At 64.2% G+C, this 23181-nt stretch carries 16 protein-coding genes; 8 read left to right on the top strand and 8 right to left on the bottom strand.

Annotation, left to right across the window (positions count from 1 at the left end):
* Positions 1-121 precede the first annotated feature (121 nt).
* Positions 122-2212 carry an MMPL family transporter gene (locus RhoBH5_RS00380; RefSeq protein WP_225320402.1) on the top strand — a complete coding sequence of 697 codons (2091 nt, stop codon included), beginning with the start codon at positions 122-124 and terminating at the stop codon, positions 2210-2212.
* Positions 2213-2222: 10 nt separating this feature from the next.
* On the top strand, positions 2223-3464 hold the full coding sequence (gene mshC, locus RhoBH5_RS00385) for a cysteine--1-D-myo-inosityl 2-amino-2-deoxy-alpha-D-glucopyranoside ligase (RefSeq protein ID WP_003946190.1): 1242 nt from the start codon (positions 2223-2225) through the stop codon (positions 3462-3464).
* A 57-nt stretch (positions 3465-3521) separates the two neighbouring features.
* On the opposite strand, the gene RhoBH5_RS00390 is transcribed toward mshC, so the two are convergent.
* The 6 genes from RhoBH5_RS00390 to RhoBH5_RS00415 all read right to left on the bottom strand — a co-directional run bounded on the left by RhoBH5_RS00390 (position 3522) and on the right by RhoBH5_RS00415 (position 13914).
* Positions 3522-7697, bottom strand: coding sequence for a TIGR02680 family protein (locus RhoBH5_RS00390; protein WP_270007842.1), 4176 nt, complete (start codon positions 7695-7697; stop codon positions 3522-3524).
* Positions 7694-9136, bottom strand: coding sequence for a TIGR02678 family protein (locus tag RhoBH5_RS00395; RefSeq protein WP_003946167.1), 1443 nt, complete (start codon positions 9134-9136; stop codon positions 7694-7696). Before RhoBH5_RS00395 ends, RhoBH5_RS00390 begins: the two co-directional genes overlap by 4 nt.
* Entirely contained in the window at positions 9133-10638 is a 1506-nt protein-coding gene (locus RhoBH5_RS00400; protein WP_007733760.1) for a TIGR02677 family protein, read from the bottom strand. Before RhoBH5_RS00400 ends, RhoBH5_RS00395 begins: the two co-directional genes overlap by 4 nt.
* Before the next feature lie 33 nt (positions 10639-10671).
* Positions 10672-11757: a hypothetical protein gene (locus RhoBH5_RS00405; protein WP_007733759.1), complete on the bottom strand. Its 1086-nt coding sequence runs from the start codon at positions 11755-11757 to the stop codon at positions 10672-10674.
* Between the two features lie 145 nt (positions 11758-11902).
* Positions 11903-13063, bottom strand: a complete 1161-nt coding sequence (locus tag RhoBH5_RS00410) for an MFS transporter (protein WP_047270512.1) — start codon at positions 13061-13063, stop codon at positions 11903-11905.
* On the bottom strand, positions 13060-13914 hold the full coding sequence (locus tag RhoBH5_RS00415; protein ID WP_223257810.1) for a PAC2 family protein: 855 nt from the start codon (positions 13912-13914) through the stop codon (positions 13060-13062). Before RhoBH5_RS00415 ends, RhoBH5_RS00410 begins: the two co-directional genes overlap by 4 nt.
* 168 nt (positions 13915-14082) lie before the next feature.
* Here RhoBH5_RS00415 and metH point away from each other — a divergent pair, with 168 nt between their 5' ends.
* The 6 genes from metH to hisG all read left to right on the top strand — a co-directional run bounded on the left by metH (position 14083) and on the right by hisG (position 21406).
* Positions 14083-17652 carry a methionine synthase gene (gene metH, locus RhoBH5_RS00420; RefSeq protein ID WP_270007843.1) on the top strand — a complete coding sequence of 1190 codons (3570 nt, stop codon included), beginning with the start codon at positions 14083-14085 and terminating at the stop codon, positions 17650-17652.
* Complete coding sequence (locus tag RhoBH5_RS00425) at positions 17645-18343, top strand: HAD family hydrolase (protein WP_007729900.1); 699 nt, start codon at positions 17645-17647, stop codon at positions 18341-18343. The genes metH and RhoBH5_RS00425 overlap by 8 nt, the downstream gene beginning before the upstream one ends.
* Positions 18344-18355: 12 nt before the next feature.
* Positions 18356-19216: an oxygen-dependent tRNA uridine(34) hydroxylase TrhO gene (gene trhO / locus RhoBH5_RS00430; RefSeq protein ID WP_042450983.1), complete on the top strand. Its 861-nt coding sequence runs from the start codon at positions 18356-18358 to the stop codon at positions 19214-19216.
* A 57-nt stretch (positions 19217-19273) separates the two neighbouring features.
* Positions 19274-20134 carry a pseudouridine synthase gene (locus tag RhoBH5_RS00435; RefSeq protein ID WP_047270562.1) on the top strand — a complete coding sequence of 287 codons (861 nt, stop codon included), beginning with the start codon at positions 19274-19276 and terminating at the stop codon, positions 20132-20134.
* A 59-nt stretch (positions 20135-20193) separates the two neighbouring features.
* Positions 20194-20457, top strand: a complete 264-nt coding sequence (locus RhoBH5_RS00440) for a phosphoribosyl-ATP diphosphatase (RefSeq protein WP_003944933.1) — start codon at positions 20194-20196, stop codon at positions 20455-20457.
* Positions 20458-20554: 97 nt separating this feature from the next.
* On the top strand, positions 20555-21406 hold the full coding sequence (hisG, locus tag RhoBH5_RS00445) for an ATP phosphoribosyltransferase (RefSeq protein WP_003944905.1): 852 nt from the start codon (positions 20555-20557) through the stop codon (positions 21404-21406).
* Between the two features lie 46 nt (positions 21407-21452).
* Here hisG and RhoBH5_RS00450 read toward each other — a convergent pair whose 3' ends face one another.
* Together RhoBH5_RS00450 and RhoBH5_RS00455 are read right to left on the bottom strand one after the other, a co-directional pair.
* Positions 21453-22262 (bottom strand): thioesterase family protein, encoded by an 810-nt coding sequence (locus RhoBH5_RS00450; protein WP_003944950.1) that lies wholly within the window; start codon positions 22260-22262, stop codon positions 21453-21455.
* 1 nt (position 22263) lies between these two features.
* Positions 22264-23154, bottom strand: a complete 891-nt coding sequence (locus RhoBH5_RS00455) for a RecB family exonuclease (RefSeq protein WP_370852750.1) — start codon at positions 23152-23154, stop codon at positions 22264-22266.
* Positions 23155-23181 lie beyond the last annotated feature (27 nt).

Below are 23181 nucleotides of genomic sequence, written 5' to 3' on the forward strand. Positions count from 1 at the left end.
GCCTTCCGTTTGCAATTACTCAGCATGCTGAACAAAATAGTCGGCAAGTCCTCTGCTGCCGATCCCTGGAGACCCAGTGAGCACACCAGTACAAAATCGTCCTGTTCGTCGCCTTCGATGGATTGTGCCAGCTCTCCTCGTGATCGGCTGGCTGGCAATCGGAGGATTCGGCGGTCCGTTCGCCGGAAAGCTCAGCACGGTGCAGCAGAACGACAACACGTCGTTCCTGCCCGCGTCGGCCGAAGCGACCGAGGTGGCAAAGCTTCAAGAGAGCTTCACGGACACGCGCTTCGTGCCGGCCATCATCGTGGCGGAACGACCGGGTGGCCTCGAGCCCGCCGACTCCACCTTCCTTTCCCAGACCGTCGATTCGTTTGTCGGTACCGAAGGATTCGGCGACGCCTCATCGCCGCCGATCCCGTCGGCCGACGGCCAGGCACTCCAGATGTTCCTGCCGGTCGACAGCACCCTCGAAGTCAAGGACAGCGTGAAAGCGCTGCGCGCGGCGCTGGAGTCGAGCCCTGACGGACTGACAGTCAAGGTCACGGGCCCCGCTGGGCAGGTTGCGGATCTGTCGGCAGCATTCGCCGGTATCGACGGATTGCTGTTGTTGGTAGCCGGATCCGTCGTGATCGTGATCCTGATCATCGTTTACCGAAGCCCGATCCTGCCGTTCGTGGTGATCTTCTCGGCGATCTTCGCACTCGGATTGTCGAGCTTGCTCGTGTATCTGCTCGCGGACGCGGACGTCATCGCACTGAACGGTCAGAGCCAGGGCATCCTGTTCATCCTCGTGTTCGGTGCCGCCACCGACTACGCGCTACTGCTGGTCTCACGTTACCGGGAAGAATTGCGGATCGAGAAGGACAAGTACGCAGCAATGCGCACTGCGTGGCGCGCGACGCTCGAACCTGTCGCAGCGTCTGCAGGAACGGTCATCGCGGGCGTTCTGTGCCTGTTGCTCTCCGACCTGAACTCGAACCGCGGACTCGGTCCGGTGGCCGCCATCGGTATCGCCGCGTCCTTCCTCGCATCGATGACCTTCCTACCTGCTGTCCTGGTTCTGTTCGGGAGGACGGCGTACTGGCCGACCAAGCCGAAGTTCGATGCAGACCGCGAGCACCACGACGAGGCGAACGATCACCGGTTCTGGGCCGGGCTCGCTGCTCGAATCGGTAGGCATCCGCGCCGCTTCTGGGTGGCGTCGACTCTGGTGCTGGTGATCTTCGCGATGATGATGCCGCAGTTCAAAGCCAGCGGTGTCTCGTCGTCCGACATCTTCTTGCTCGATGTCGATTCGGTTGCAGGCCAGGAGATTCTCGGCGAGCACTTCGACGCGGGTTCGGGTTCACCGGCCGTGGTCATCGCGAATGCAGACCAAGTGGATGCCGTTGCGGCAGCCAGTCGCGTCGAGGGTGTCAGCGACGTGAGCGTCGTGCAGAACGGGGGAGCCCCACTGGTCGTCGACGGGCGAGTCTCCCTGCAGGCGACGTTGACTGACGCTGCCGACTCGCTCGAGGCCGAAGACACCATCGTGCGACTGCGTGATGCAGTTCACTCAGTGGAGGGCGCCGACGCATTGGTCGGTGGCGTCACTGCGACCGACCTCGACACGAAGACCACCTCGACACGGGACCGGACACTCATCATTCCCGTGGTGATCATCGTGGTGTTCGTGATTCTCTCGCTCTTGCTGCGTTCGCTTCTCGCACCGCTGCTTCTCATGGGCACCGTTGTGCTCTCGTTTGCTGCGACACTGGGCATTTCGTCGCTGGTGTTCGACCACATCTTCGGTTTCCCCGGCGCGGATCCGGTGGTCCCGCTCTTTGCGTTCGTGTTCCTCGTGGCTCTGGGAATCGACTACAACATCTTCCTCATGACGAGGGTGCGTGAGGAAGCGCTGAAGATCGGCACCAGGGCGGGCGCTCTGCGGGGACTCACGGTGACCGGCGGGGTGATCACATCTGCCGGAGTTGTTCTGGCAGCAACCTTCTCGGCGTTGGCGGTGATCCCTCTGTTGTTCCTCGCCCAGATCGCGTTCATCGTGGCGTTCGGTGTCCTGCTCGACGCTCTGATCGTCCGATCCTTGCTGGTCCCGGCCTTGACCTACGACATCGGTCAGAAGATCTGGTGGCCGAGCAAGCTCGCGTCGACGCCCGAACCAGAGCAGGATCAGCCAGCACCTTCCCAGCCTCAGAGCAGTCTCCACTAGGCTCGGCAGCATGCAGTCTTGGTCCGATACCGCACTCCCGTCCGTTCCCGGTCAGGGGCCGCCGTTGCGGCTGTACGACACAGCCGACCGTCAGGTTCGCCCCGTCACCCCGGGCGAGAAGGCGACGATGTACGTCTGCGGCATCACCCCGTACGACGCCACCCACCTCGGCCACGCGGCCACGTACCTCACGTTCGACCTCGTGAACCGCATCTGGCGCGACGCCGGACACGATGTCCACTACGTCCAGAACGTGACCGACGTGGACGACCCGCTGTTCGAGCGAGCCAATCGCGACGGCGAGGACTGGATCGTCCTCGGCATGCGTGAGACGGCACTCTTCCGCGAGGACATGGAAGCGCTGCGTGTGCTTCCGCCGAAGGACTACATCGGCGCCGTCGAATCGGTGAACGAAGTAGTCGAGTTGGTGGAGAAGTTCGTGGCGTCCGGCGCCGCGTACATCGTCGACGACGCGGAGTTCCCCGACGTCTACTTCCGTGCCGACGCGACCGAGCAGTTCGGCTACGAGTCGGGCTACGACCGCGCGACGATGGAGAAGTTCTTTGCCGAACGCGGTGGAGATCCCGATCGCGTCGGAAAGCGCAATCCGCTCGACGCACTTGTCTGGCGTGCGGAGCGTCCGGGCGAGCCCTCGTGGCCCTCACCCTTCGGACCGGGTCGCCCCGGCTGGCACATCGAATGCGCGGCCATTGCACTCAACCGCATCGGCTCCGGCTTCGACGTCCAGGGCGGTGGCAGCGATCTGATCTTCCCGCACCACGAGTTCTCGGCTGCGCATGCCGAATCGGCAACGGGTGATCGCCGATTCGCGCGGCACTACGTGCACACCGGCATGATCGGTCTCGACGGCGAGAAGATGTCGAAGAGTCGCGGAAACCTCGTCTTCGTCTCCAAGCTGCGCGGCGAGGGGGTGGACCCAGCGGCAATCCGTCTCGGACTTCTGTCCGGCCACTACCGCCAGGATCGCGCGTGGACCGATCAGGTCCTCGCGGATGCTCAGTCGCGCCTGAAGGTGTGGCGCGAGGCAGCAGCTCTCGGTTCTGCGCCGTCTGCCACTGACACTGTTGCGCGTTTGCGTCAGCACCTGGCCGACGATCTCGACACCCCGAAGGCGCTCGACGCGCTCGACGGTTGGGCCCGCCGCGCCATCGAGGGCGGCGGATCCGACACGCAGGCACCCGGCGAGTTCGCCGATGCCGTCGACGCCCTACTGGGTATTTCGCTTCGCTGAACCCCTGCTGTGCGCCTTTATTAACCGCCCGCGGTTAATAAAGGCGCACAGCAGTTTCTAGGCGTAGTCCAACGCACCTTCGGCGGGTGTCGGCACCCGGCGCCGTAGCGGCGAGCCCAATGCCCTCGCCAGATCCGTTCCGTCGTGCTCGGCGAGCAGCTCACCGTTCGACCAGACCAGCAGCGCGGCGCTGACAGCCTGTTCGGCCGTGGAGTGCGCGAGGTCGTAGTGCGCACAGCCGGGGACGTCTGCGTACGTGATCCACAGGTCGTAGCCGGTCATGAAGAGGTCCAGGTCGAACTGAACGCTCAAGCCGAGAAGCTCGCTGCGACCGTTGTCGTCGACACCGGCGAAGGCCTCGTCGAGTGCCAGCAGACGCGGGGCGTGCGGGTCGGCCGAGTCCAACATGACGTGCGCCGCGGCGAACAAAGGAAGGTGCAGCGAGACGGACTGCTCGCCACCGGACAGCGCGCTGTGCCGCGCGACGGTAAGACGGTCTTCCTTGCCCTCACCGCTGATGAGGGTGAACGAGAACACGCGCCATTGACGGTAGTCGAGCGCCGAGGACAGAATCTCCGGGTACGAGCGTTCGGGGTGCGCCGCGCGGGCGGTACGGATCTGCGTCGCGAAATGTGCTCGCAGAGTAGCTAGTTCATCGACGCCGAGGGCCGACGCGTCTCGATCCAGCAGCTTGGAGATCGCCCGCGAGCTGTCGTCGAGGTTGTCGGCGAGCACCCAGTGAACGCCGATGGTATTGCCTGAGGACATCCGACGCTCACGCATCTCGGTGCCCATCTGTGCGATCAACTCGCGTGCGTCGACCGTGCGCTCGTGGATCTGCTGAGCCAATCCGGTCAACAGGGCATCTTCGAGAATGCGACGCTCGGATTCGGTGAGCAACTGCTCCTGATCGCCGCGAGCGTCGTGGATCCGCGTTGCGAACTCGCCGATCGACGAATAGCCCTGATCGTCCTGGACTCGTACGACGGTCAGCCCATCCGGTGCATCCCACTGCAGACGGTAGTCCTGTCCGGCTGCTGCGAGTTGCGCGTCGAAGTCCTGCAGCGCCGAGGTCAGTGCCGTGCGGGTTGCCTTTCGGGCGCCGTCGGTGACTCGGACTGCCGAGGTCGCAGCCTCGAGCGCTCGGTACAACTTGTCGACGTCTTCGGGGAGGACAGGCGGGTGGGCTGCGTCCTCGCTGCGATCTTCGTTCTGGATGCGGTAGACCAACTGATCGGGGCTCATCCACGCCGCTGAACTTGCCGGCCAGCTCAGATGTTCCTTGACGCCCAACAACTCGAGAAGGTCCGGGCGCGCGTAGGGTGCGAGTCGCTCTGCATCACTGCGGGTTTCGGTCAGGGTGTGACGCAAGGTCTCCACGGCAGTGTTGTACGCACCCTCCGCCGTGCCGATCTGGAGGACGGCGGCGTCGTACGCCTTTCGCGCCGCACGCTGTTCGACCTTGCATTCTTCGATCTTCGCGCGGGCTTTTGCCAGGTCCAGGTCGATCTGCTCGGCGCTGGCACCGAGGGTGTCGCGCAGCGTCTCGAGACGCTGCACCTGCTGGAGCAGACTCTCCTCGGCGATGGCGGCTTCCTCGGCGAATTCCTCCGCATTGGCGCGTGATTCGTCGAGACGGTCGCGAGACTCGCGTTCGAGTTCGACTTCCTTGGCATGCTCCCGTCGGCAGCGCAGCGCCAGTTCCCCCTGCTTCTCGAAATGACGGATCGCCGCCGCGAGGGAGTCGAGTTCACGGCCGATATGCGGGGTCCGGTGCTGCGACGCCGTCGCTCGGAGTTGCTTTTCCTTCGCCGCGAGATCAGCGATCGCCGCATCGAGTTCGCGTTGTGCCGTTTCCGTGGCCTCCGAGCGAGTACGGAGTGCGCCGGCAGATTCGGTGACCGTCTTGAGTGCGCGCTGGATCGAACCTGTCTTCGGCAATTCCTTTGCCGCAGAGTTGATCCGGCTCAGTTGCTCGTTGGTCTGCGCCACCAGTGCCTTGGCCGTATCGACTGCCGCGGCAAGTTCTTCCAGAGCCGCGTCGATCTCGGTGATCCGAGCCTCGCGTCGACGCGCCCGTGCTGTGGTGCCGATGTACTCGGCATCGGCCTTGACGTGCCGGCCACGCGCGACGCCCTGCCAGAAGCGGCCGTCGACGCCGATCGCGACGCTTGCATCGGAGTCGCCTGGCGCCTCGACAAGACTGATCGACGCGAGAATGTCCTGTACCCGAGCGTCGGGTACGTCGGCATTGCCTTCGACCTCGAGGACGTCGGCCAGCGTTCGTCCCTTCGGACGCTGCTTGACGGGCAGAGCCGTCAGGAACTGCTCGCTGACGTGCTCGGGAATCTTCTCGTCCGGGCAGACCCAGCCGTCGAGCAGATTTGCCGCCTGGAGTGCGGATTCGATTCCCGTGGCCACGTCTGGTTCGACGGAATCGGCGAAGCGCACCAACTGCCACAGCGGTGCACCACCCAGTTCATTGCGGTTGTCGGAGCGTGCGTGGAAGGCAGGCGGAGCGTCGTCGTGTTCCGCGGAGACGGCCTTGCGCTCGGATTTGAGAGCCGCGATGGAGGCGTGTGATGCAGATATTTCAGCTTCGGCCTCACGTCGACGCTCGCGCAGCGTCTCGGTGCCGGCCTCGGTGTGCTCGGCGAGAACTGCGGACAGCGCCGGAGCGTCTTCGTCGCCGACCTCGGCGAGCGCCGCGTCGAGAGCTTCGAACAGCGACGTGTCGGCGCCGACAGCCGAAAACAGGGAGGAGTGATCGGTCCACCACGCGCGCAGCCCGCTGGCGCACTGACTGCGTGCGAGTTCCACGGCAGCTTCGCCCTCGAGTACCGCGGCCTTGGACGCTTCGAGCAGCTCTTGTCCACGGCGAGAGCTGTTTTCGGCCCGGGTTCGTTCGGTCGCCGCCTTCTCGACGGTCGCCAGTGCGGTGCGGACGACGCGTACGTCACCGTCACGCTCCTCGGCATGGCCACGGACGGCTGCCGTGATCTGGTCACTGCGTGAGCCGTCGGGCAGGGGAGTCCAGACGATGCCGGCGTCCTCGGCTGCTGCCTGAAGTTCGTCCTCGGCGCGCGAGAGTGCTTCGGCCGCACGCTTGACCGACGATGCAGCCTTGTCGGCTTCGTCGCCGCGTTGAGCAAGTGCGGCCTGCGCTTTCCGGGACTTGTCTGCCTGCTGCTCGGTCGAGAGCTTGAGCGTCGCGACGGCCTGGGCGAGGTCGTCGAGTTGCTGTTTGCCTTCGTACGCGCTCGAGCGTTGCAGTGCTTCGACATTGGCGCGCGCGTTCTCGAGTGCCTGCTCGGCCTGGTTGAAGCGCTCCTCGGCTGCTGCCCGCGCCTCACGGCTGCGGGTCTGGGCGAGCGACCACTCGTCCATGGCGGCAACACCTCTGGTGACCGCTGCGAGGCGGGTGCTGACCTGTTCGATCTCTCCGCGAGACTGCTGACGCAGGTACTTGGTGTAGACCCCGATGAAACTCTGGGCTGCCTGATCGGCGGCCGCGAGCCCCTCGAGCGCGCGGCCGACTTCCTCCATGTCGCTGAACGAACGCGCAGCTTCGAGGACCAACTGATCGTCGAGTGGACGGAGACCGTCGGTGAGTGCCTGCGAAAGGCCCTTCGGGTCGAGGTTCTTCGCGAGCTGGGGGCGGCGAAGCGTGAGAATGAGATTGATCAGCTGGTCGTAGCGCTGCACACCGAGACCGAACATTCGCGCGTCGATGGCTGTGCGGTAGTCGAGGGGACGGTCGGTGATGGAATCGCTGCCGAGTTGTTCGGCCAACTGCTTCTTGGTGAGAGGACGATCGTCGTTGCCGATCAGCGAGAAGTCGACTCCGACGCGGCCGTCGGCGACGAAGTACCAGCGGGTGACCTTGTCGTTGGTGCGTGTTGCGCGCATGCCGATTCCCACGGTCACCGACTCGGGATCTTCGAGGGAGCCGCGGCAGAACTCCATCCACACGTAGGAGTGCGCGCTGTCCTGGCCCCGGTAGAGCAGGTTGGACTTCATCGTGCGCTCTTCACCGGCGAACGGGTTGAGGCGCCGCGGTTCGATGCGGCCGTCGAAGACGAACGGGAACAGGACCTCGAGGGCCTTGGTCTTGCCGGATCCGTTGGGTCCCCGCAGAACCAGTCGACCGTCGGCGAACGAGAACTCTTGGTCTCGGTAATCCCAGAGGTTGATGATTCCAGCCCGAGTAGGTCGGAAGCGGGCGTTGCTCATACGTTCTCTACCTCTGATAGTTCGCCGTTGGGGGAAGGTTCGGGGCCGAATTCGTCGACCGGATCCGGTGCGGAGTTGTCCACCGCGAAGTCGATCTGAGGATCGCGTTCGCGCACGGAGACCACGACGTCGCGGTACCGGGCAAGGACGGGCAACACCAGTACGCCGCCGTCGACCGCATGCGTCAGGCGCAGACGTTGCAGCAACCCGAGCGCCTGCTTGCGCAGCCCGTTGTGATCGGCCTGCCATTGCGCTGCGAACGTGCGTCCGAACTGGTCCACCAACTCGCTGACCTTGTCGGCGAGCCAGTCGTCGTCGATTTTCGGGTACGTGACGGGTTCCGGGGGCTCGGCCGGTTCGCCGGCAGGCAACACGAAGTCGTCGTCCTCGTCGGCGAGGTCCTCGAAGATCCCGGCCTCCGGGATGGCGGCATCGAGTTGTTCGATCAGGTGATCGTCCGACACGTGCGGGATCGGAAGTTTCGGCAGTTCAGGAGCGTCGACGTCGAGTACGCGGTCGGCAATCTCGCCGGCGAGGAGTAGAGCTACCTGGGCGATAGTTCCGGTGCTCGGGAAGCGGACGTCGGAGAGGCGACCGGTGGGATCGATCATCGCGATTCCCTCGGCGCGACGCTCGGCCACCAACCCCGTCAGTAGTTCGACTTCCGACGCGGTCTTGGGCTGCGCCAAGGCGATCAATTCGTGCTGATCGAGTTCACCCGCCAGTACGACCGGCCGCTCGACCAGCGCCCGACGCACTCGGCGTCCGATCTCTTTCGCGTCCACAGGAATTCCGTCGTCCTCGGCAGCGCTCGAGGTCTCCGTGGCCAGGAGTCCGCGGATGGAGTGCAGGTGCTGCAGGGCGCGCGGCGGACGGAACAGGGCTACGACGACGGAACGGTCGATGTCGTAGAGCGCTTCTCCCGCTTCGGGATTGGACGCCCAGCCGTTTGCGTCACCGTCGGCGAGTGCGATGGCGCCTCTGACGCCGAGCCAGCCCACTGCGTCGACGAAGGCGTCGCGGTCCGACGCACGATCGGTGGAGAGTTCGACGCCGTCGACTTGTGCAGCGTCGGCCGCGACGTGATCGGCCAACTCCGACAACGTGATCTGGTTCCCGGCGCGGCCCAACGCGGCCAGGCACAGTGCCAGATAGGCGTAACGCGTGCGATCGAAGGTTCGCTCGGATGCAGTTCGGGCCGGTGCCGACGGGTTGAGTCGATCCGACACCGTGAACAGGCGCGCGGTGGTCTCCGTCACCTCGAGGCGGTAGCCGAACAGTTCGAGTAGGTCGTCACGCAGCTCGGTGGCCCAACGGCGCAAGAGCGGCAACGCAATTCGATCCGGGTACGTCGAGGTGATCAGGTGGTTGGACAGGATCACTCGCGCCGCGCGTTGATACGAGTCGAGGGCAAGGGGCGTGATCTCGCGAGCTCTCATCGAACACTGACCTCGATGCCGTCGAGGTGCATACGCCCGCGGGCGGTCTTGATGGTGGTCGAACCGTCCGAGGGACTGAGCGTCAGCTTCACCCCGTTCTCACTACCGGTGGAGCTCTTGACGCGTCCTACTACCGGAACGCGCGCGGTCAGTGCTGCATTGAGCAGACTCAGCAAAACTTCGGTCTCCTGCTCGTTGAGTTCACGCTGATAGACGCCGTTCGACGCGAGTGATTGCGCCGCGGCGCTGCGCGTACGTTGCGCCGCCAATTGCTCTTCGCGCAGGCGGCGGATGCTGCCGTCGTTGCGGGCGACTTTGCTCGGCAAGCCGGGTGAGGGCGGGCGGCCGGTTTCGGCGAGTGTTCGCGCGATCTCGACCGGCGGTGCCTCCCACCACGAGCGTGAGTGCGAAATGATGTCGGCGTCCGGATGCACCATCGAGAGATGGCGTGGACGACCGAGGTCGAACACTGCCTGGAACAGAGCATGAGCTGCGTCTTCGGACGGCGTGGCGGCGAACCAGCCGGCGAGGTGCCGGAGCTGGCTCTCACGGCTGACGCCGCCGCGACGGGTTTCCGTGACGCGGCGAAGGAGCGCCAGAACCGCGGCGATCGCGCTCATCGTGCCCTCACGTAGACGCTCGGACTCGCTGATCCCCGATTCCGCGGAGACGAACCAGGCGGTCAATCCTCGCCAACGCGCAGCCCAGTCGTCTTCGCGTTCGGTGATCGGGACGAACACCCGTTCGTCACTGGCGGCGGCGAGGCGGATCATGCGATCGACCCCGGTGGATTCGACGTGCTCGATCGCTTCCTTGAGCTTGGGGGCGTAGCGCGCCAGATCGGAGCTGAACTCCCGCATGTGCGTGAGCAGAGCGTCCTTGTGCGTGAGGAAAGCCTGCGGAGTGATCTCCGTGGTCCGTACGAGGTCCCCGAGGGTCAGATAGAAGTGCGCGGCGCGATCAGCCATGTCGGAGAGTGTCGAGTCGAGGCGCTTGAGCTTGCGGAAGATCAGATCGCCGTCGGAGCTTCGGTTGGCCTCGGCGAGTTCGGACATGTCTGCGAGCAGGTCCGGCAAAGCGAGACGCGAGAGCGACGCCGAGTCCAGGCGTGCGGCGAGAACGTCTTCGACTGATCGATAGACCTGGTATCCGGCCTGACCGAACTGGTAGACGAAGTGGCGATTGCGGTACTCGGCCAGCGTGGCCGCGCGGGTGCCGTCGTAGCTGCGCTCGAGGATCTCCCACACGTGGAGCTGATCCAACAGGGGAGTGACCTCTGCTGCCGACAGATCGGCCGCCGGATCCGATCCACCGATCTTCTCGAGGATGTGCGCGACGGCTCCGGCATGCAGCAGGACGGTGTAGTTGGCGCGAGCATGGTCGAAGGCACGAAGTACCCAGAGGTACTCGGCCCGTTTTTCCGCGATCGTGAACGAAAACAGCTTCAGTCGATTGGTGTCGGCGTACGCGGCGTAATCGGGCGCACTCGTTTCTTCCACCATGACAGGGTAGGCGAGAGACGCCCCCTCTTTTTCCTACGGGCGATCCGTAGCAGGGGATGCGGCGCGTCTCCACTGCGATTCGTTCTCGATCATCCACGTGAGCAGGTGCTCGGCCGCCGCCTCGTCGGAGTCCGGGCCGACCAGCAGATCGGCGAACGCTTGGCTGGGGGCGACGATGCGGATGCCGTCGCGGGTGAGCAATCGGTCGAAGGCAGACGGTGAGAGGGGAGCGGTGATCCACACGTCACCGCCGGATTCCACCCGCCGTAGTCCGAGAGCGTCGGCGAACTGATCGACGTTGTCGGCATGGAAGTGGGCACGTCGAGTGGGCGCGTACCGAGCAAAGGGTGCGGCGGCCACCGAGGCGGTACCGGCGTAGATGTGACCGCTGAGCTGACGCAGTTGATCGAAGAGTGCTTCCAACCCGTCCGGCGCGTGAAAGCCGTGAGGCGTCGGCGCTTTGGCCCCGGCCTCAGCCGCCCATTCACGAAGCATCTTCGGCCAGCGGACGTCACCGATCCCACCGCGGGGGAGCCTGGTCACCAGTTCACGATCCGACAGTGTCTGAACCACCCGATAGGTTGCTCCCGTCGACGCACCGGCCAGGCGCACCAAGGCAGTGATCGCCAGTGGCGCCGCGAAATCGGCAAGCGCTCGCACAACGCGAGCTGACGGATCGCCCGTCAACTGTCCGGAAGGACGTCCGGGCCCCCGCCACGGATCGGCGTCGGCTCCGCGTCCACGCACCCAGACGGCGGGTCGATCAGCGGTCAACGACACGTTGCCCGTGGCGTCTGCGTACGAGATCGCGTGGGAATCGAGCTGCCGGCGAACCGGCTCGGACAGATATTTTGCGCACACGAAGCCCGATTGACCGGTGGGGAAGCGATCGGCGATACCGGGAACGTCGCTGCTCAGGACACCGTGAGCGGCGTACACGCCGAATTTGGCCACCGAGCCGTCAGGGGAGCGGAGGTCGAGTCGGAGTGGCGCCTCGGACAGGTCGGGGGAGCGCTGCGTCGACAAAGACCAGGTAGGAGGCAAATTTTCTTCGATGACGGCAACCGATCGCCGAAAAATGTCGATCGGCCGTTCCGGTTCCGACTCAGATTCGCTCATGTTCCAATGGTATCAATATCTGTCGACGACGGAAACACAAGATTTTCCGAATAATGTTCGGCCTGACAGCCTCACGACAACGGTGGTCGCTTTCCCGAGAAACTCACTACCTACACAACTTCGAATTCGAAATTGCCGAGACCGATCAGCGTTGCTTCGGCATGATCAGGGGAGCGACGACGGCGAGCAGTAGTGCGGGGATCAGGAAGCTCGCGGCAGGCGAAGAGTCGTAAATCGGTGTCAGGGCCAGGGGAGCAAGAGCGGCGCCGCCGAAGCGCATCGCTTGGACGACGGACACGGCGCCGCCACGGTTCGGCCCCGCGGATCCGAGGACCGCCGCGTTGACGCCGACCAGCACGAACTGGCTCGCGACGCCTGCGACAAACCATGCGATCGCGATCACCGGCACCAAGCCGGCAAGGCCGACTACGGAGACCAGAACTGCTCCGCCCAGGGCGCCGATCATCACGGAGGAGCGTGCGCCGATGCGATCGATGAGGATTCCGATGCGCCGGGCCGAGAGGATGCCGGCCACGCCGAAGACGGTGAGCAGTAGGCCGCGGACGGTGGGGGACAGCCCGAACTCGTCTTCGAAGCGGAAGGCGAGCAGGAAGCTCAGTCCACCGAGGGCGCCCCAGCCGAGCAATGCAGCGATACCGATGCGGAGCACTTCGGGGCGTAATGCATCGCGGAGACGGGCGGGAGTGGTCGCTGCCGGTGCTTTGGACTTCGGAAGTCCGACGGCTCCCAGAATGCCCGCGACCACTGCGATGACGAGAAAGGCCAGACGCCAGTCGAATTCGGCCGCCAGTCCGCCGATCAACGGAGCCGACGACTGCCCTGCGGCCTGGAAAGCGCCGAAGGCTCCGAGGGCTCGACCCAGCCGTGCCTGCGGTGTTGCGGCCGCCAACGAGGCAAGCAGTAGCGGCGTGGTGAATGCGTTCGCGGAGCCCTGCAGTACCCGGGCGGCAAGGAAGATCTCGAGTGTCGGGGCGAGGAAGCATGCCAACGACGCGAGGACGTAGACGCCGTATGCGATGCGCACCGTCCGAACCTTGCCCCACCGCGTCCCGAGCGTCCCGGACACCAACATCAGAGCGGCGAAGGGGAGCAGGTACGCGGTGAGGGAAGAGGCGGCCGCCGACGGACCGACCCCTAGATCGTCACCGATCTCGGGAAGGATCGAAGCAACCACGCCGCCGCCGAACGGGCCGAGGAACCCGCCGGCGTACAGCGCGATCAGTTGAAGCCGGAGGCGCAGTGGGCGCTGCGTACTTCCACCTTCTTCTGGAGTGTTCTTGCTCACAGTCCGAAGCTGCCGGGGCCTCGCCGTCTGAGGTAGCGCTCGAATTCCGCGGCGATGGCATCGCCGTCGATCTTGGAGATTGCTTCGCTGATGTCGGTTTCGGCGTCTCCCCGTTCTTCCAGGGTGCGCACGTATTCGCCGATTTCCTCGTCGTCCGCGGTCATTTCGTTGACCGCTTCCTCCCAATCCTCCGACTGAGCCGGGAGCTCCCCGAGTGGGACCTCGATGTCGAGAACATCCTCGACTCGTTGAAGGAGGGCCACTGTGGCCTTCGGGTTGGGTGGCTGCGAGACGTAGTGCGGAACCGCCGCCCAGAACGAAATAGCGGGTACACCAGCACGAACGCACTCGTCCTGAAGAACCCCGGTGATGCCCGTCGGGCCTTCGTACCGCGTCTGTTCCAGGTTGAATCGGGCGGCGGATTCACTGCTGTAGGCCGTGCCCGTCACCGGGACCGGTCGGGTGTGCGGAGTATCGGCGAGCAGGGCGCCGAGGATGACGACCGTCTTGACGTTCAGTTGGTCGATCAGCTCGAGCAGATCCTCGCAGAAACTGCGCCACCGCATGTTGGGCTCGATCCCGCGAAGCAGGACGATGTCGCTCTCGCTGCCAGGAGGCGAACAGACCGACAAACGTGTTGCCGGCCAAACGATTTCGCGAGTGACACCGTCGACCTGCCGGACTGTGGGGCGGTTGACCTGATAGTCGTAGTAGTCCTCTGAATCGAGTTCGGCGAGCGGCTGGGCATCCCAGATCAGCTCGAGATGTTCGACCGCACCGCTGGCTGCGTCACCGGCGTCGTTCCAGCCCTCGAAAGCTGCAACGAGGATGGGATCACGTAGGACAGGGATGTCGCCCTCGAGGCGGTCGCTGCTGTCGACGGCAAAGCCGTCAGGGCTCTCGAAGGCCGCGGAATCATCGAAATCGACCGGGCCGTCGGGAGTGACGGGGAACTCACTTGGACTCACCCACCCAGCCTACGGCCAGAGCTTGTCGGTGCGCCCACTACTCTGGACGGCATGTCTGCCCCATTTAACTCTGCCCTGCTTGATGCGCTGAAACAGCGCGTTGTCATCGGCGACGGAGCGATGGGCACCATGTTGCAGGCCGCGGACCTCACCCTGGACGACTTCCTCGGCCTCGAGGGGTGCAATGAGATCCTCAACGACACCCGTCCCGACGTGCTCAAAGACATCCACCGTGCGTACTTCGCCGCTGGTGCCGATGCCGTCGAGACCAACACCTTCGGTTGCAACCTGCCCAACCTCGCCGACTACGACATCTCTCACCGGATCCGCGAACTCGCGGAAAAAGGCACTGCTCTCGCCCGTGAAGTAGCGGACGAGATGGGACCAGGCCGCGACGGCATGGCCCGATTCGTACTCGGCTCGATGGGACCGGGAACCAAGCTCCCCAGCCTGGGACACGCACCGTACGCAGTCCTGCGTGACGCGTACACCGAAGCTGCGCTCGGCATGATCGACGGTGGCGCCGACGCCATCCTCGTCGAAACCTGCCAGGACCTGCTTCAGGTGAAAGCTGCAATCCTCGGCAGCCAGCGTGCGATGGAGCAACTCGGACTGCGGTTGCCGATCATCACGCACGTGACGGTCGAGACAACCGGAACGATGCTCCTGGGCAGTGAGATCGGTGCGGCGCTGACGGCACTCGAGCCACTCGGTATCGACATGATCGGTCTGAACTGTGCCACCGGGCCGGCCGAGATGAGTGAACATCTCCGTCATCTGTCCAAGTACTCCACGCTGCCGGTGTCGGTCATGCCCAATGCCGGCCTGCCGCAGCTCGGCCCCAAGGGTGCCGAGTATCCGCTGACTGCCGACGAATTGGCCGAAGCCCTCAGTGGTTTCGTCTCCGAGTTCGGACTCGGCCTCGTCGGTGGCTGCTGCGGTACGACGCCCGAGCACATCAGCGCGGTCGCCGACGCGGTTCGTCAGGTCGAGAAGGCCCAGCGCACGCCGATCCACGAGCCGAGCACCTCTTCGCTGTACTCGGCGGTGCCGTTCGAGCAGGACGCCAGCATCCTGATGATCGGCGAACGCACGAACTCCAACGGCTCCAAGGCTTTCCGCGAGGCGATGCTCTCCGCGGACTACCAGAAGTGCCTGGACATCGCCAAGGACCAGACCCGCGACGGCGCACACATGCTCGACCTCAACGTCGACTACGTGGGCCGCGACGGTGCCGCCGACATGTCGGAACTTGCCAGCCGCCTGGCGACGTCCTCGACGCTGCCGATCATGCTCGACTCCACCGAGCCTGCCGTGCTGCAAGCCGGCCTCGAGCACCTCGGTGGCCGCTGCGCCGTCAACTCCGTCAACTACGAAGACGGCGCCGGCCCCGAATCGCGTTTCCACAAGATCATGACTCTGGTCAAGGAGCACGGCGCGGCGGTCGTCGCCCTGACCATCGACGAAGAGGGCCAGGCTCGCACCGCCGAGACGAAGGTCGCCATCGCCAAGCGTCTGATCGAGGACATCAAGGGAAACTGGGGACTCGCCGAGTCCGACATCATCGTCGACGCCTTGACCTTCCCCATCTCGACCGGTCAGGAAGAGGTACGACGCGACGGCATCGAGACCATCGAAGCGATCCGTCAGCTCAAGGCTGCGTACCCGGAACTCCACTTCACCCTGGGTATCTCGAACATCTCGTTCGGTTTGAACCCGGCAGCTCGTCAGGTCCTCAACTCGGTGTTCCTGCACGAGTGCACCGAGGCAGGTCTGGACACGGCGATCGTTCATGCGTCCAAGATTCTGCCGATGGCCCGAATTCCGGACGAGCAGCGTGAAACTGCACTCGACCTCGTCTACGACCGTCGTAGCGAGGGGTACGACCCGCTGCAGAAGCTGATGGCTCTGTTCGAGGGCGTTTCGGCAGCGTCGGCGCGTGAGTCTCGTGCGCAGGAACTGGCGGGACTTCCGTTGTTCGACCGGCTCGAACGCCGCATCGTCGACGGTGAGCGCAACGGCCTCGACGACGACCTCACCGAGGCGATGACGATCAAGCCTCCGCTGGCCATCATCAACGAGACCTTGCTCTCGGGCATGAAGACCGTCGGCGAGCTGTTCGGCTCCGGACAGATGCAGTTGCCGTTCGTGTTGCAGTCGGCCGAGGTCATGAAGGCTGCCGTGGCATTCCTCGAACCGCACATGGAAGCGAGCGACGAGGACGGCAAGGGTCGCATCGTGATCGCGACCGTCAAGGGCGACGTTCACGACATCGGCAAGAACCTGGTCGACATCATCTTGAGCAACAACGGCTACGAGGTCGTCAACATCGGTATCAAGCAGCCGATCGCGACCATCCTCGACGTCGCGTTGGACAAGAAAGCCGACGTGATCGGCATGTCCGGACTGCTCGTGAAGTCCACTGTCGTGATGAAGGAAAACCTCCAGGAACTCAACGCACGTGGAGTCGCCGAGAAGTTCCCGGTGCTGCTCGGTGGTGCGGCGCTCACGCGCTCCTACGTCGAGAACGACCTGCAGGAGGTGTACGAGGGCGACGTCAGCTATGCCCGCGACGCCTTCGAGGGTCTGAACTTGATGGACCAGATCATGACGACCAAGCGTGGTGGCGGCCCGGCGCCGGACAGCCCGGAGGCCATCGCTGCTCGCGAGAAGGCTGCCGAGCGTAAGGCACGTCACGAGCGTTCCAAGCGCATCGCCGAAAAGCGTAAGGCTGCAGCGGTTCCCGTGGTCCTGCCGGAGCGTTCCGATGTCGCAACCGACATCGCGGTGCCGACACCTCCCTTCTGGGGCTCGCGCATCGTCAAGGGAATCTCGCTGTCCGAGTACTCGGGGCTGCTCGACGAGCGCGCTCTTTTCCTCGGCCAGTGGGGCCTTCGCGGTCAGCGCAAGGGCGACGGTCCGACGTACGAGGAATTGGTCGAGTCGGAAGGCCGTCCGCGACTTCGGTACTGGCTCGATCGGTTGACGTCCGAGGGCATCCTCGCGCATGCCGCGGTCGTGTACGGGTACTTCCCGGCGATCTCGGAGGGCGACGACGTCATCGTGCTCACCGAGCCGAAACCGGATGCACCCGAAAGGTTCCGGTTCACCTACCCGCGCCAGCACCGCGACCGCTTCCTGTGCATCGCGGACTTCGTTCGCTCGCGCAAGGACGCCGAGGCCACCGGGCAGGTCGACGTTCTTCCGTTCCAGTTGGTGACGATGGGTCAGCCGATCGCGGACTTCGCCAACGAGTTGTTCGCATCGAACTCGTACCGCGATTACCTCGAGGTTCACGGAATCGGTGTCCAGCTCACGGAGTCTCTGGCCGAGTACTGGCATCGACGCGTCCGTGAAGAGCTAGTGCTTCCCGAGGGTCACACCGTCGCGGAGAAGGATCCCACCGAGGTTGCCGGTTACTTCGATCTCGAGTACCGCGGCGCTCGTTATTCGTTCGGATACGGCGCGTGCCCGGATCTCGAGGATCGAGCCAAGTTGGTTGCGTTGCTCGAACCCGAACGAATCGGCGTCGAATTGTCCGAGGAGCTGCAGCTGCATCCCGAGCAGTCCACGGACGCTTTTGTCCTGCACCACCCGGAAGCAAAGTATTTCAATGTCTGAGTTGTTGACCGAAGTATCCGAATCAACGCTCGGTGGTGTCCTGTGGGACATGGACGGCACCCTGCTCGATTCGGAGAAGCTGTGGGACATCGCGCTTCGTGAGCTGTCCCTACGCCTGGGCGGACCGATGACGGAAGCGACACGCGTTGCCGTCATCGGTGCGTCGAGCCCCTTCGCCCTTGCGACGGTGTTCGACGCTCTCGGCCTGGAGAAGCATCCCGATGCCATCGCCGAGGCGAAGGACTGGATGTACACCCGCGTCGGCGATCTGTTCGAGGACGGCGTGACCTGGCGGCCGGGTGCTCGCGACGCACTGTCGACCGTGCGTGACGGTGGTTTGCGTTCTGCACTGGTCACCAACACCGAGCGAGTTCTGGTCGATCGGGCACTCGGCATGCTCGGCCGTGAGTTCTTCGACCATTCGGTGTGTGGCGACGAGGTCCCCAACGGGAAACCGGCAGCGGATCCGTACCTGCGCGGCGCGCATCTGCTCGGACTCGAGCCGGCGCAGTGCCTCGCGATCGAGGACTCGCCGACCGGCACGGCGTCGGCCAGCGCTGCGGGTTGCGCGGTGCTCGTCGTTCCGTGTGAGGTCGACGTCCCCGCCGGCCCTGGACGCGTGTTTCGAGAGTCCCTGTTGGACTTGTCCATTCACGATCTTCACGACGTTCACTCGAGCGCGGCACGTTAGGCTGGATTTGCTGTGGCTATTCCGAAAATTGTTCTCTTCTACCAGTTCACGCCGTTGGCGGACCCGGAAGCGATCAAGCTGTGGCAGCACAGCCTGGCCGAGTCCAACAACCTGACGGGCCGGATCATCGTCTCGCCGCACGGGATCAACGCGACGGTCGGCGGAGACATCGAGGATGTCAAGCGATATGTCCGTGGTACGCGTGGTTACGAACCCTTCCGTACCGCTGACATCAAGTGGTCGGACGGCCTCGGGAACGATTTCCCTCGTCTGAGTGTCAAGGCACGCTCGGAGATCGTGACGTTCGGTGCCCCCGACGAGCTGAAAGTCGACGAGAACGGTGTGGTCGGCGGAGGAGTTCACCTGGTGCCCAAGGAACTACACGAACTCGTCGACACTCGCGGTGACGACGTCGTGTTCTTCGACGGGCGCAATGCCTTCGAAGCCGAGATCGGCCGTTTCCGAGATGCGATAGTTCCGGACGTCGCCACCACTCGGGATTTCGTCAACGAACTCGACAGTGGCAAATACGACCATCTCAAGGGCAAAGCCGTGGTCACGTACTGCACCGGCGGAGTGCGCTGTGAGGTGTTGTCTTCGCTGATGCGCTCACGTGGCTTCGACGAGGTCTATCAGTTGGACGGCGGAATCGTCCGTTACGGCGAGACTTTCGGCGACCGCGGCCTCTGGGACGGTTCCCTGTACGTGTTCGACAAGCGGATGAACATCGAGTTCTCATCCGAAGCCAAGACACTCGGCGTGTGTGTCGATTGTGGTACTCCGACCCCGCGGTACCGCAACCGGATCGACGGCGACGGCCGAACCCTCGAATTGCTCTGCGAGAGTTGTTCACCAGACCTCGAGCAGGACTGAGCTGTGCCCAAGGCTCCGTTGCCGATCCGAAATGGTCTCGGACCTGACCGGCTGCGGATGCCGGCGGAGTCGTCGGCGCGGACCGTCCTCGAGCACCTGGTCGGCGAGCATCCCGGGGAGCGGGACCTGTGGGCGGACCTCGTCAGCGCCGGGGACGTCGTCGACGAGCACGGGCGGAAGATCACGAGCCGAACGCCCTATCAGCCGACCCGGTTCGTGTACTTCTACCGCGAGCCGGCCCCCGAGATTCCGGTTCCGCACGAGATCGAGATCTTGTACCGCGACGACTCGATTCTCGTGATCGACAAACCGCACTTCCTGGCGACCATTCCACGGGGAGCGCACATCGTCGAAAGCGCAGTCGTGCGCCTGCGTCGTGACCTGGACCTTCCGGATCTTGCGCCAGTTCACCGCCTCGACCGGATGACGGCGGGTGTCATCGTGTTCACCGTGACACCGGACCTACGACGGCCGTACCAGGAACTTTTTGCCGAGCAGCGGATCGTCAAGGAGTACGAGGCGATTGCGGGCTTCGATCCGGAACTGACTTTCCCTCGCACGGTGCGCAGCCGCATCAACAAAGTTCACGGCGAGATGACGGCTACCGAAATCGCGGGCGAGCCGAACAGTGAGACCTCGATCGAACTGATCGAGGTGATCACCGACTCGGCTGGCCGGACGCTCGGGCGATACAGGTTGCTCCCACGGACCGGCCGGACCCATCAGCTTCGGCTGCACCTCAACTCGCTGGGCGTCCCGATCGTCGGTGACAACTACTATCCGGAGTATCTGCCCGCAGTGCCCGGTGACTTCTCGACTCCGTTGCGATTGTTGGCGCGAGCGTTGGAGTACCCGGATCCGATCACCGGGCAGACCCGCAGGTTCGTGAGTTCGCGCAGCCTCGACGCAGGCTTGTGAACACCGCTGTTCGTGGGCGTGTGAAAACCGCTTCCGTCCTCGTGAAAGAATAGCTACCCGTGAAGACCTTCGAATCCTTGTTCGCCGAATTGACCGAGCGCGCTGCTACTCGCCCCGAGGGGTCCGGCACTGTCGCCGCCCTCGACGCCGGTGTGCATGCTCAGGGCAAAAAGGTCATCGAGGAAGCCGGTGAAGTGTGGATCGCTGCGGAATACCAGAGCGATGAGCAGCTCGCCGAGGAAATTTCCCAGCTGCTGTACTGGACGCAGGTGTTGATGGTCGGTCGCGGACTGACCCTCGAGGACGTGTACCGACATCTGTGATCGGAGCTGACCAGCGAGGTGTACTCCGTCTCGCTCGTCCAGGGCTTCCGATTCATGTCGTCTCACGTCACCCACACCTTCCGAAAGGACATCCACCATGCTGCGCGTAGCAGTTCCCAACAAAGGCTCACTGTCCGAGTCCGCCGCCGAGATTCTCAGCGAGGCCGGCTACCGTCGACGCACCGATTCCCGTGATCTGACGGTCCTGGATCCGGCCAATCAGGTCGAGTTCTTCTTCTTGCGCCCCAAGGACATTGCGATCTACGTCGGCTCCGGTGAGCTGGATCTCGGCATCACCGGTCGTGATCTCGCCGGCGACTCGGGTGCTCCCGTATCCGAGCGTCTGTCACTGGGCTTCGGCCGTTCGTCGTTCCGTTACGCAGCACCGGCCGGCAAGGACTGGGCCGTCGAGGATCTGTCCGGCCTGCGCATTGCAACGTCGTACCCGAACCTGGTCCGTAAGGACCTCACAGATCGCGGACTCGACGCCACCGTCATCCGTCTCGACGGAGCAGTGGAAATCTCGATTCAGCTCGGCGTCGCCGACGCGATCGCCGACGTGGTCGGATCGGGTCGTACTCTCCGCCAACACAACCTCGTGGCTTTCGGTGAATCGCTCTGCGATTCCGAAGGTGTCCTGATCGAGCGCACCGGCGCTCCGCAGGACGATCCCGCCCGCAACCAGCTCATCGAACGCGTACGCGGAATTGTCTTCGCGCAGCAGAATCTGATGATCGACTACGACTGCCCGCGCACCATCCTCGACGACGCCATCAAGATGACTCCCGGTATGGAATCGCCGACCCTCTCACCGTTGGCCGATCCCGACTGGGTCGCGGTTCGCGCGATGGTCCCGATCAAGGGACACAACCAGGTGATGGATGCCTTGGCCGAACTCGGTGCCAAGGCCATCCTCGCGTCGAACATCCGCTCGGTACGCGCTTTCTGATCACTGCCTGAATAGATTTACGCGCATTCGCGCCCGTTCCTGGAAATCAGGAACGGGCGCGAATCTGCAAAGTCTGGGCGATACGGCCCACGGCACCCTGCTCGTCGTAGAGCACGCCCGCACACATGCCGACGCCGTCCGGACCCGTTGTGGTTTCGGCGGCGACACCGACCCACTCTCCCTCGGGCACACGGAAGATATGCACCGTGAGATCTGTGTTGAGAAACGTCCAGTGCTCCGGGTCGAGCTTGGCGCCGACCCCGTTTGAGATGTCGGCCACCGCGAACAAACGCTCGAGAGCAGACATCTTCTCACCCTCGACCAGCTCTGGCTTGGGGCGCGCCCATACCTTGCCGGTTCCCACGCACCCGATCGGAGCAATCCAGGACCAGTCGAGGGTCTTGAGATAGCCGACGCTCCACAGACCCTCGAGAACGCCCGGGGTGCCGCTGTCGCGGGGTTCGAGCGGGGGATCGACTACGTGGACGACGTCGCCGGTATCCACCGTCTCCATCCGCCACGCCGTACCGCGCGCAACCGCGCGTGCAGATCCGTCGGCGGTGGTTGCCCACAGTTCGGCGACGATCAATTCGATTCGGCGACCGGGTCGTTCGATCCAGGACCGGACTTCGAGGTCGGCAATCGGAATCGGTCCGAGAATCTCGACGACGACGCGCGTCAGACGGGTTTCGTCGCGCGCACCGCACCGCTCGAGGGCTCGTACCAACAGCGCCGACGGGGGAGCGCCGTGCTGCAGTGTCGGGCCCCAGATGCTGACAGTTGCCTGCGTGCTCGCGAACCGCTCGTGCCCTTCCTCCGTCGTTCCGAGGTAGCGGTAGTACGAACTGTCCGTCATGTTATGAATTCTCCTTTGCGGCAACAGGTTCGGTGCTCAGCAGGTCCGGCCAACCTGGATACGGCGGAGGTGTTCCGCCGAACGAGGGGCACAGTGACTTGTGATCGCACCAGTCGCACAGTTTGCCAGGCTTGGGTCTGAAGTCTCCGGTCGCACCTGCTGCGAGGATCGCTTTCCAGATGGCGGAGAGGGTTCGCTCGAATCGGATGAGCTCGTCGTGATCCGGGGCGTACGTGAGAATCGAGCCGGAGGCCAGATAGATCAGGCGCAGTTGTGCGGGAACGATTCCGCGAGTGCGCAGCAGTACGAGCGCGTAGAACTTCATCTGGAAGAGCGCCTTGGATTCGGTGAACTCGCGAGGCGCTTTTCCGGTCTTGTAGTCGACCACCCGCACCTCACCCGTCGGTGCAACGTCTATCCGGTCGACGAAGCCGCGGAGTCGAACGCCGTTCTCCAATTCGGTCTCGACGTAGACCTCGCACGCCTCGGCATCGAATCGAGTGGGATCTTCGAGCGTGTAGTACGTCGCGACGAGCTTGCCGACTTCGTCGAGGAACGAATCCAGCTCGCCCTCCGGAACAAGGTCAGCGGCCTCGGGAGACTCGGCACTGACACGTTCCCACGCGGGACGGACGAGTTCGGCTGCGCGATCGGGAACCCGGTGACCGGTCGGGAGTGCAAACAGTGCTTCCAGTGCCGCGTGTACGACGGTGCCTCTGACCTGGGCTCTGGTTGGCGTTTCCGGAATTCTGTCGACTGCTCGGAAGCGATAGAGCAGGGGGCATTGTTTGTAGTCACCCGCCCGAGACGGAGAGAGCGCCGGCCGACTACGCGGGCGCTCGTGTGATGTTGCACCCGTTGGAGTGGGGGTTGGCAATTCGACAGAGCTCACACCTGGCAGGCTATGCGGTTGGTCCGA

Source organism: Rhodococcus sp. BH5 (assembly GCF_027583855.1).
In the GTDB taxonomy this organism is placed as follows: domain Bacteria; phylum Actinomycetota; class Actinomycetes; order Mycobacteriales; family Mycobacteriaceae; genus Rhodococcus_F; species Rhodococcus_F qingshengii.

What these genes read in the sequence shown, in the direction of transcription:
- mshC (WP_003946190.1), top strand. Translation starts at nt 2,223, where the DNA reads ATGCAGTCTTGGTCCGATACCGCACTCCCGTCCGTTCCCGGTCAGGGG.
- RhoBH5_RS00390 (WP_270007842.1), bottom strand. Translation starts at nt 7,697, where the DNA reads ATGAGCAACGCCCGCTTCCGACCTACTCGGGCTGGAATCATCAACCTC.
- RhoBH5_RS00395 (WP_003946167.1), bottom strand. Translation starts at nt 9,136, where the DNA reads ATGAGAGCTCGCGAGATCACGCCCCTTGCCCTCGACTCGTATCAACGC.
- RhoBH5_RS00400 (WP_007733760.1), bottom strand. Translation starts at nt 10,638, where the DNA reads ATGGTGGAAGAAACGAGTGCGCCCGATTACGCCGCGTACGCCGACACC.
- RhoBH5_RS00405 (WP_007733759.1), bottom strand. Translation starts at nt 11,757, where the DNA reads ATGAGCGAATCTGAGTCGGAACCGGAACGGCCGATCGACATTTTTCGG.
- metH (WP_270007843.1), top strand. Translation starts at nt 14,083, where the DNA reads ATGTCTGCCCCATTTAACTCTGCCCTGCTTGATGCGCTGAAACAGCGC.
- RhoBH5_RS00425 (WP_007729900.1), top strand. Translation starts at nt 17,645, where the DNA reads ATGTCTGAGTTGTTGACCGAAGTATCCGAATCAACGCTCGGTGGTGTC.
- RhoBH5_RS00435 (WP_047270562.1), top strand. Translation starts at nt 19,274, where the DNA reads ATGCCGGCGGAGTCGTCGGCGCGGACCGTCCTCGAGCACCTGGTCGGC.
- hisG (WP_003944905.1), top strand. Translation starts at nt 20,555, where the DNA reads ATGCTGCGCGTAGCAGTTCCCAACAAAGGCTCACTGTCCGAGTCCGCC.
- RhoBH5_RS00450 (WP_003944950.1), bottom strand. Translation starts at nt 22,262, where the DNA reads ATGACGGACAGTTCGTACTACCGCTACCTCGGAACGACGGAGGAAGGG.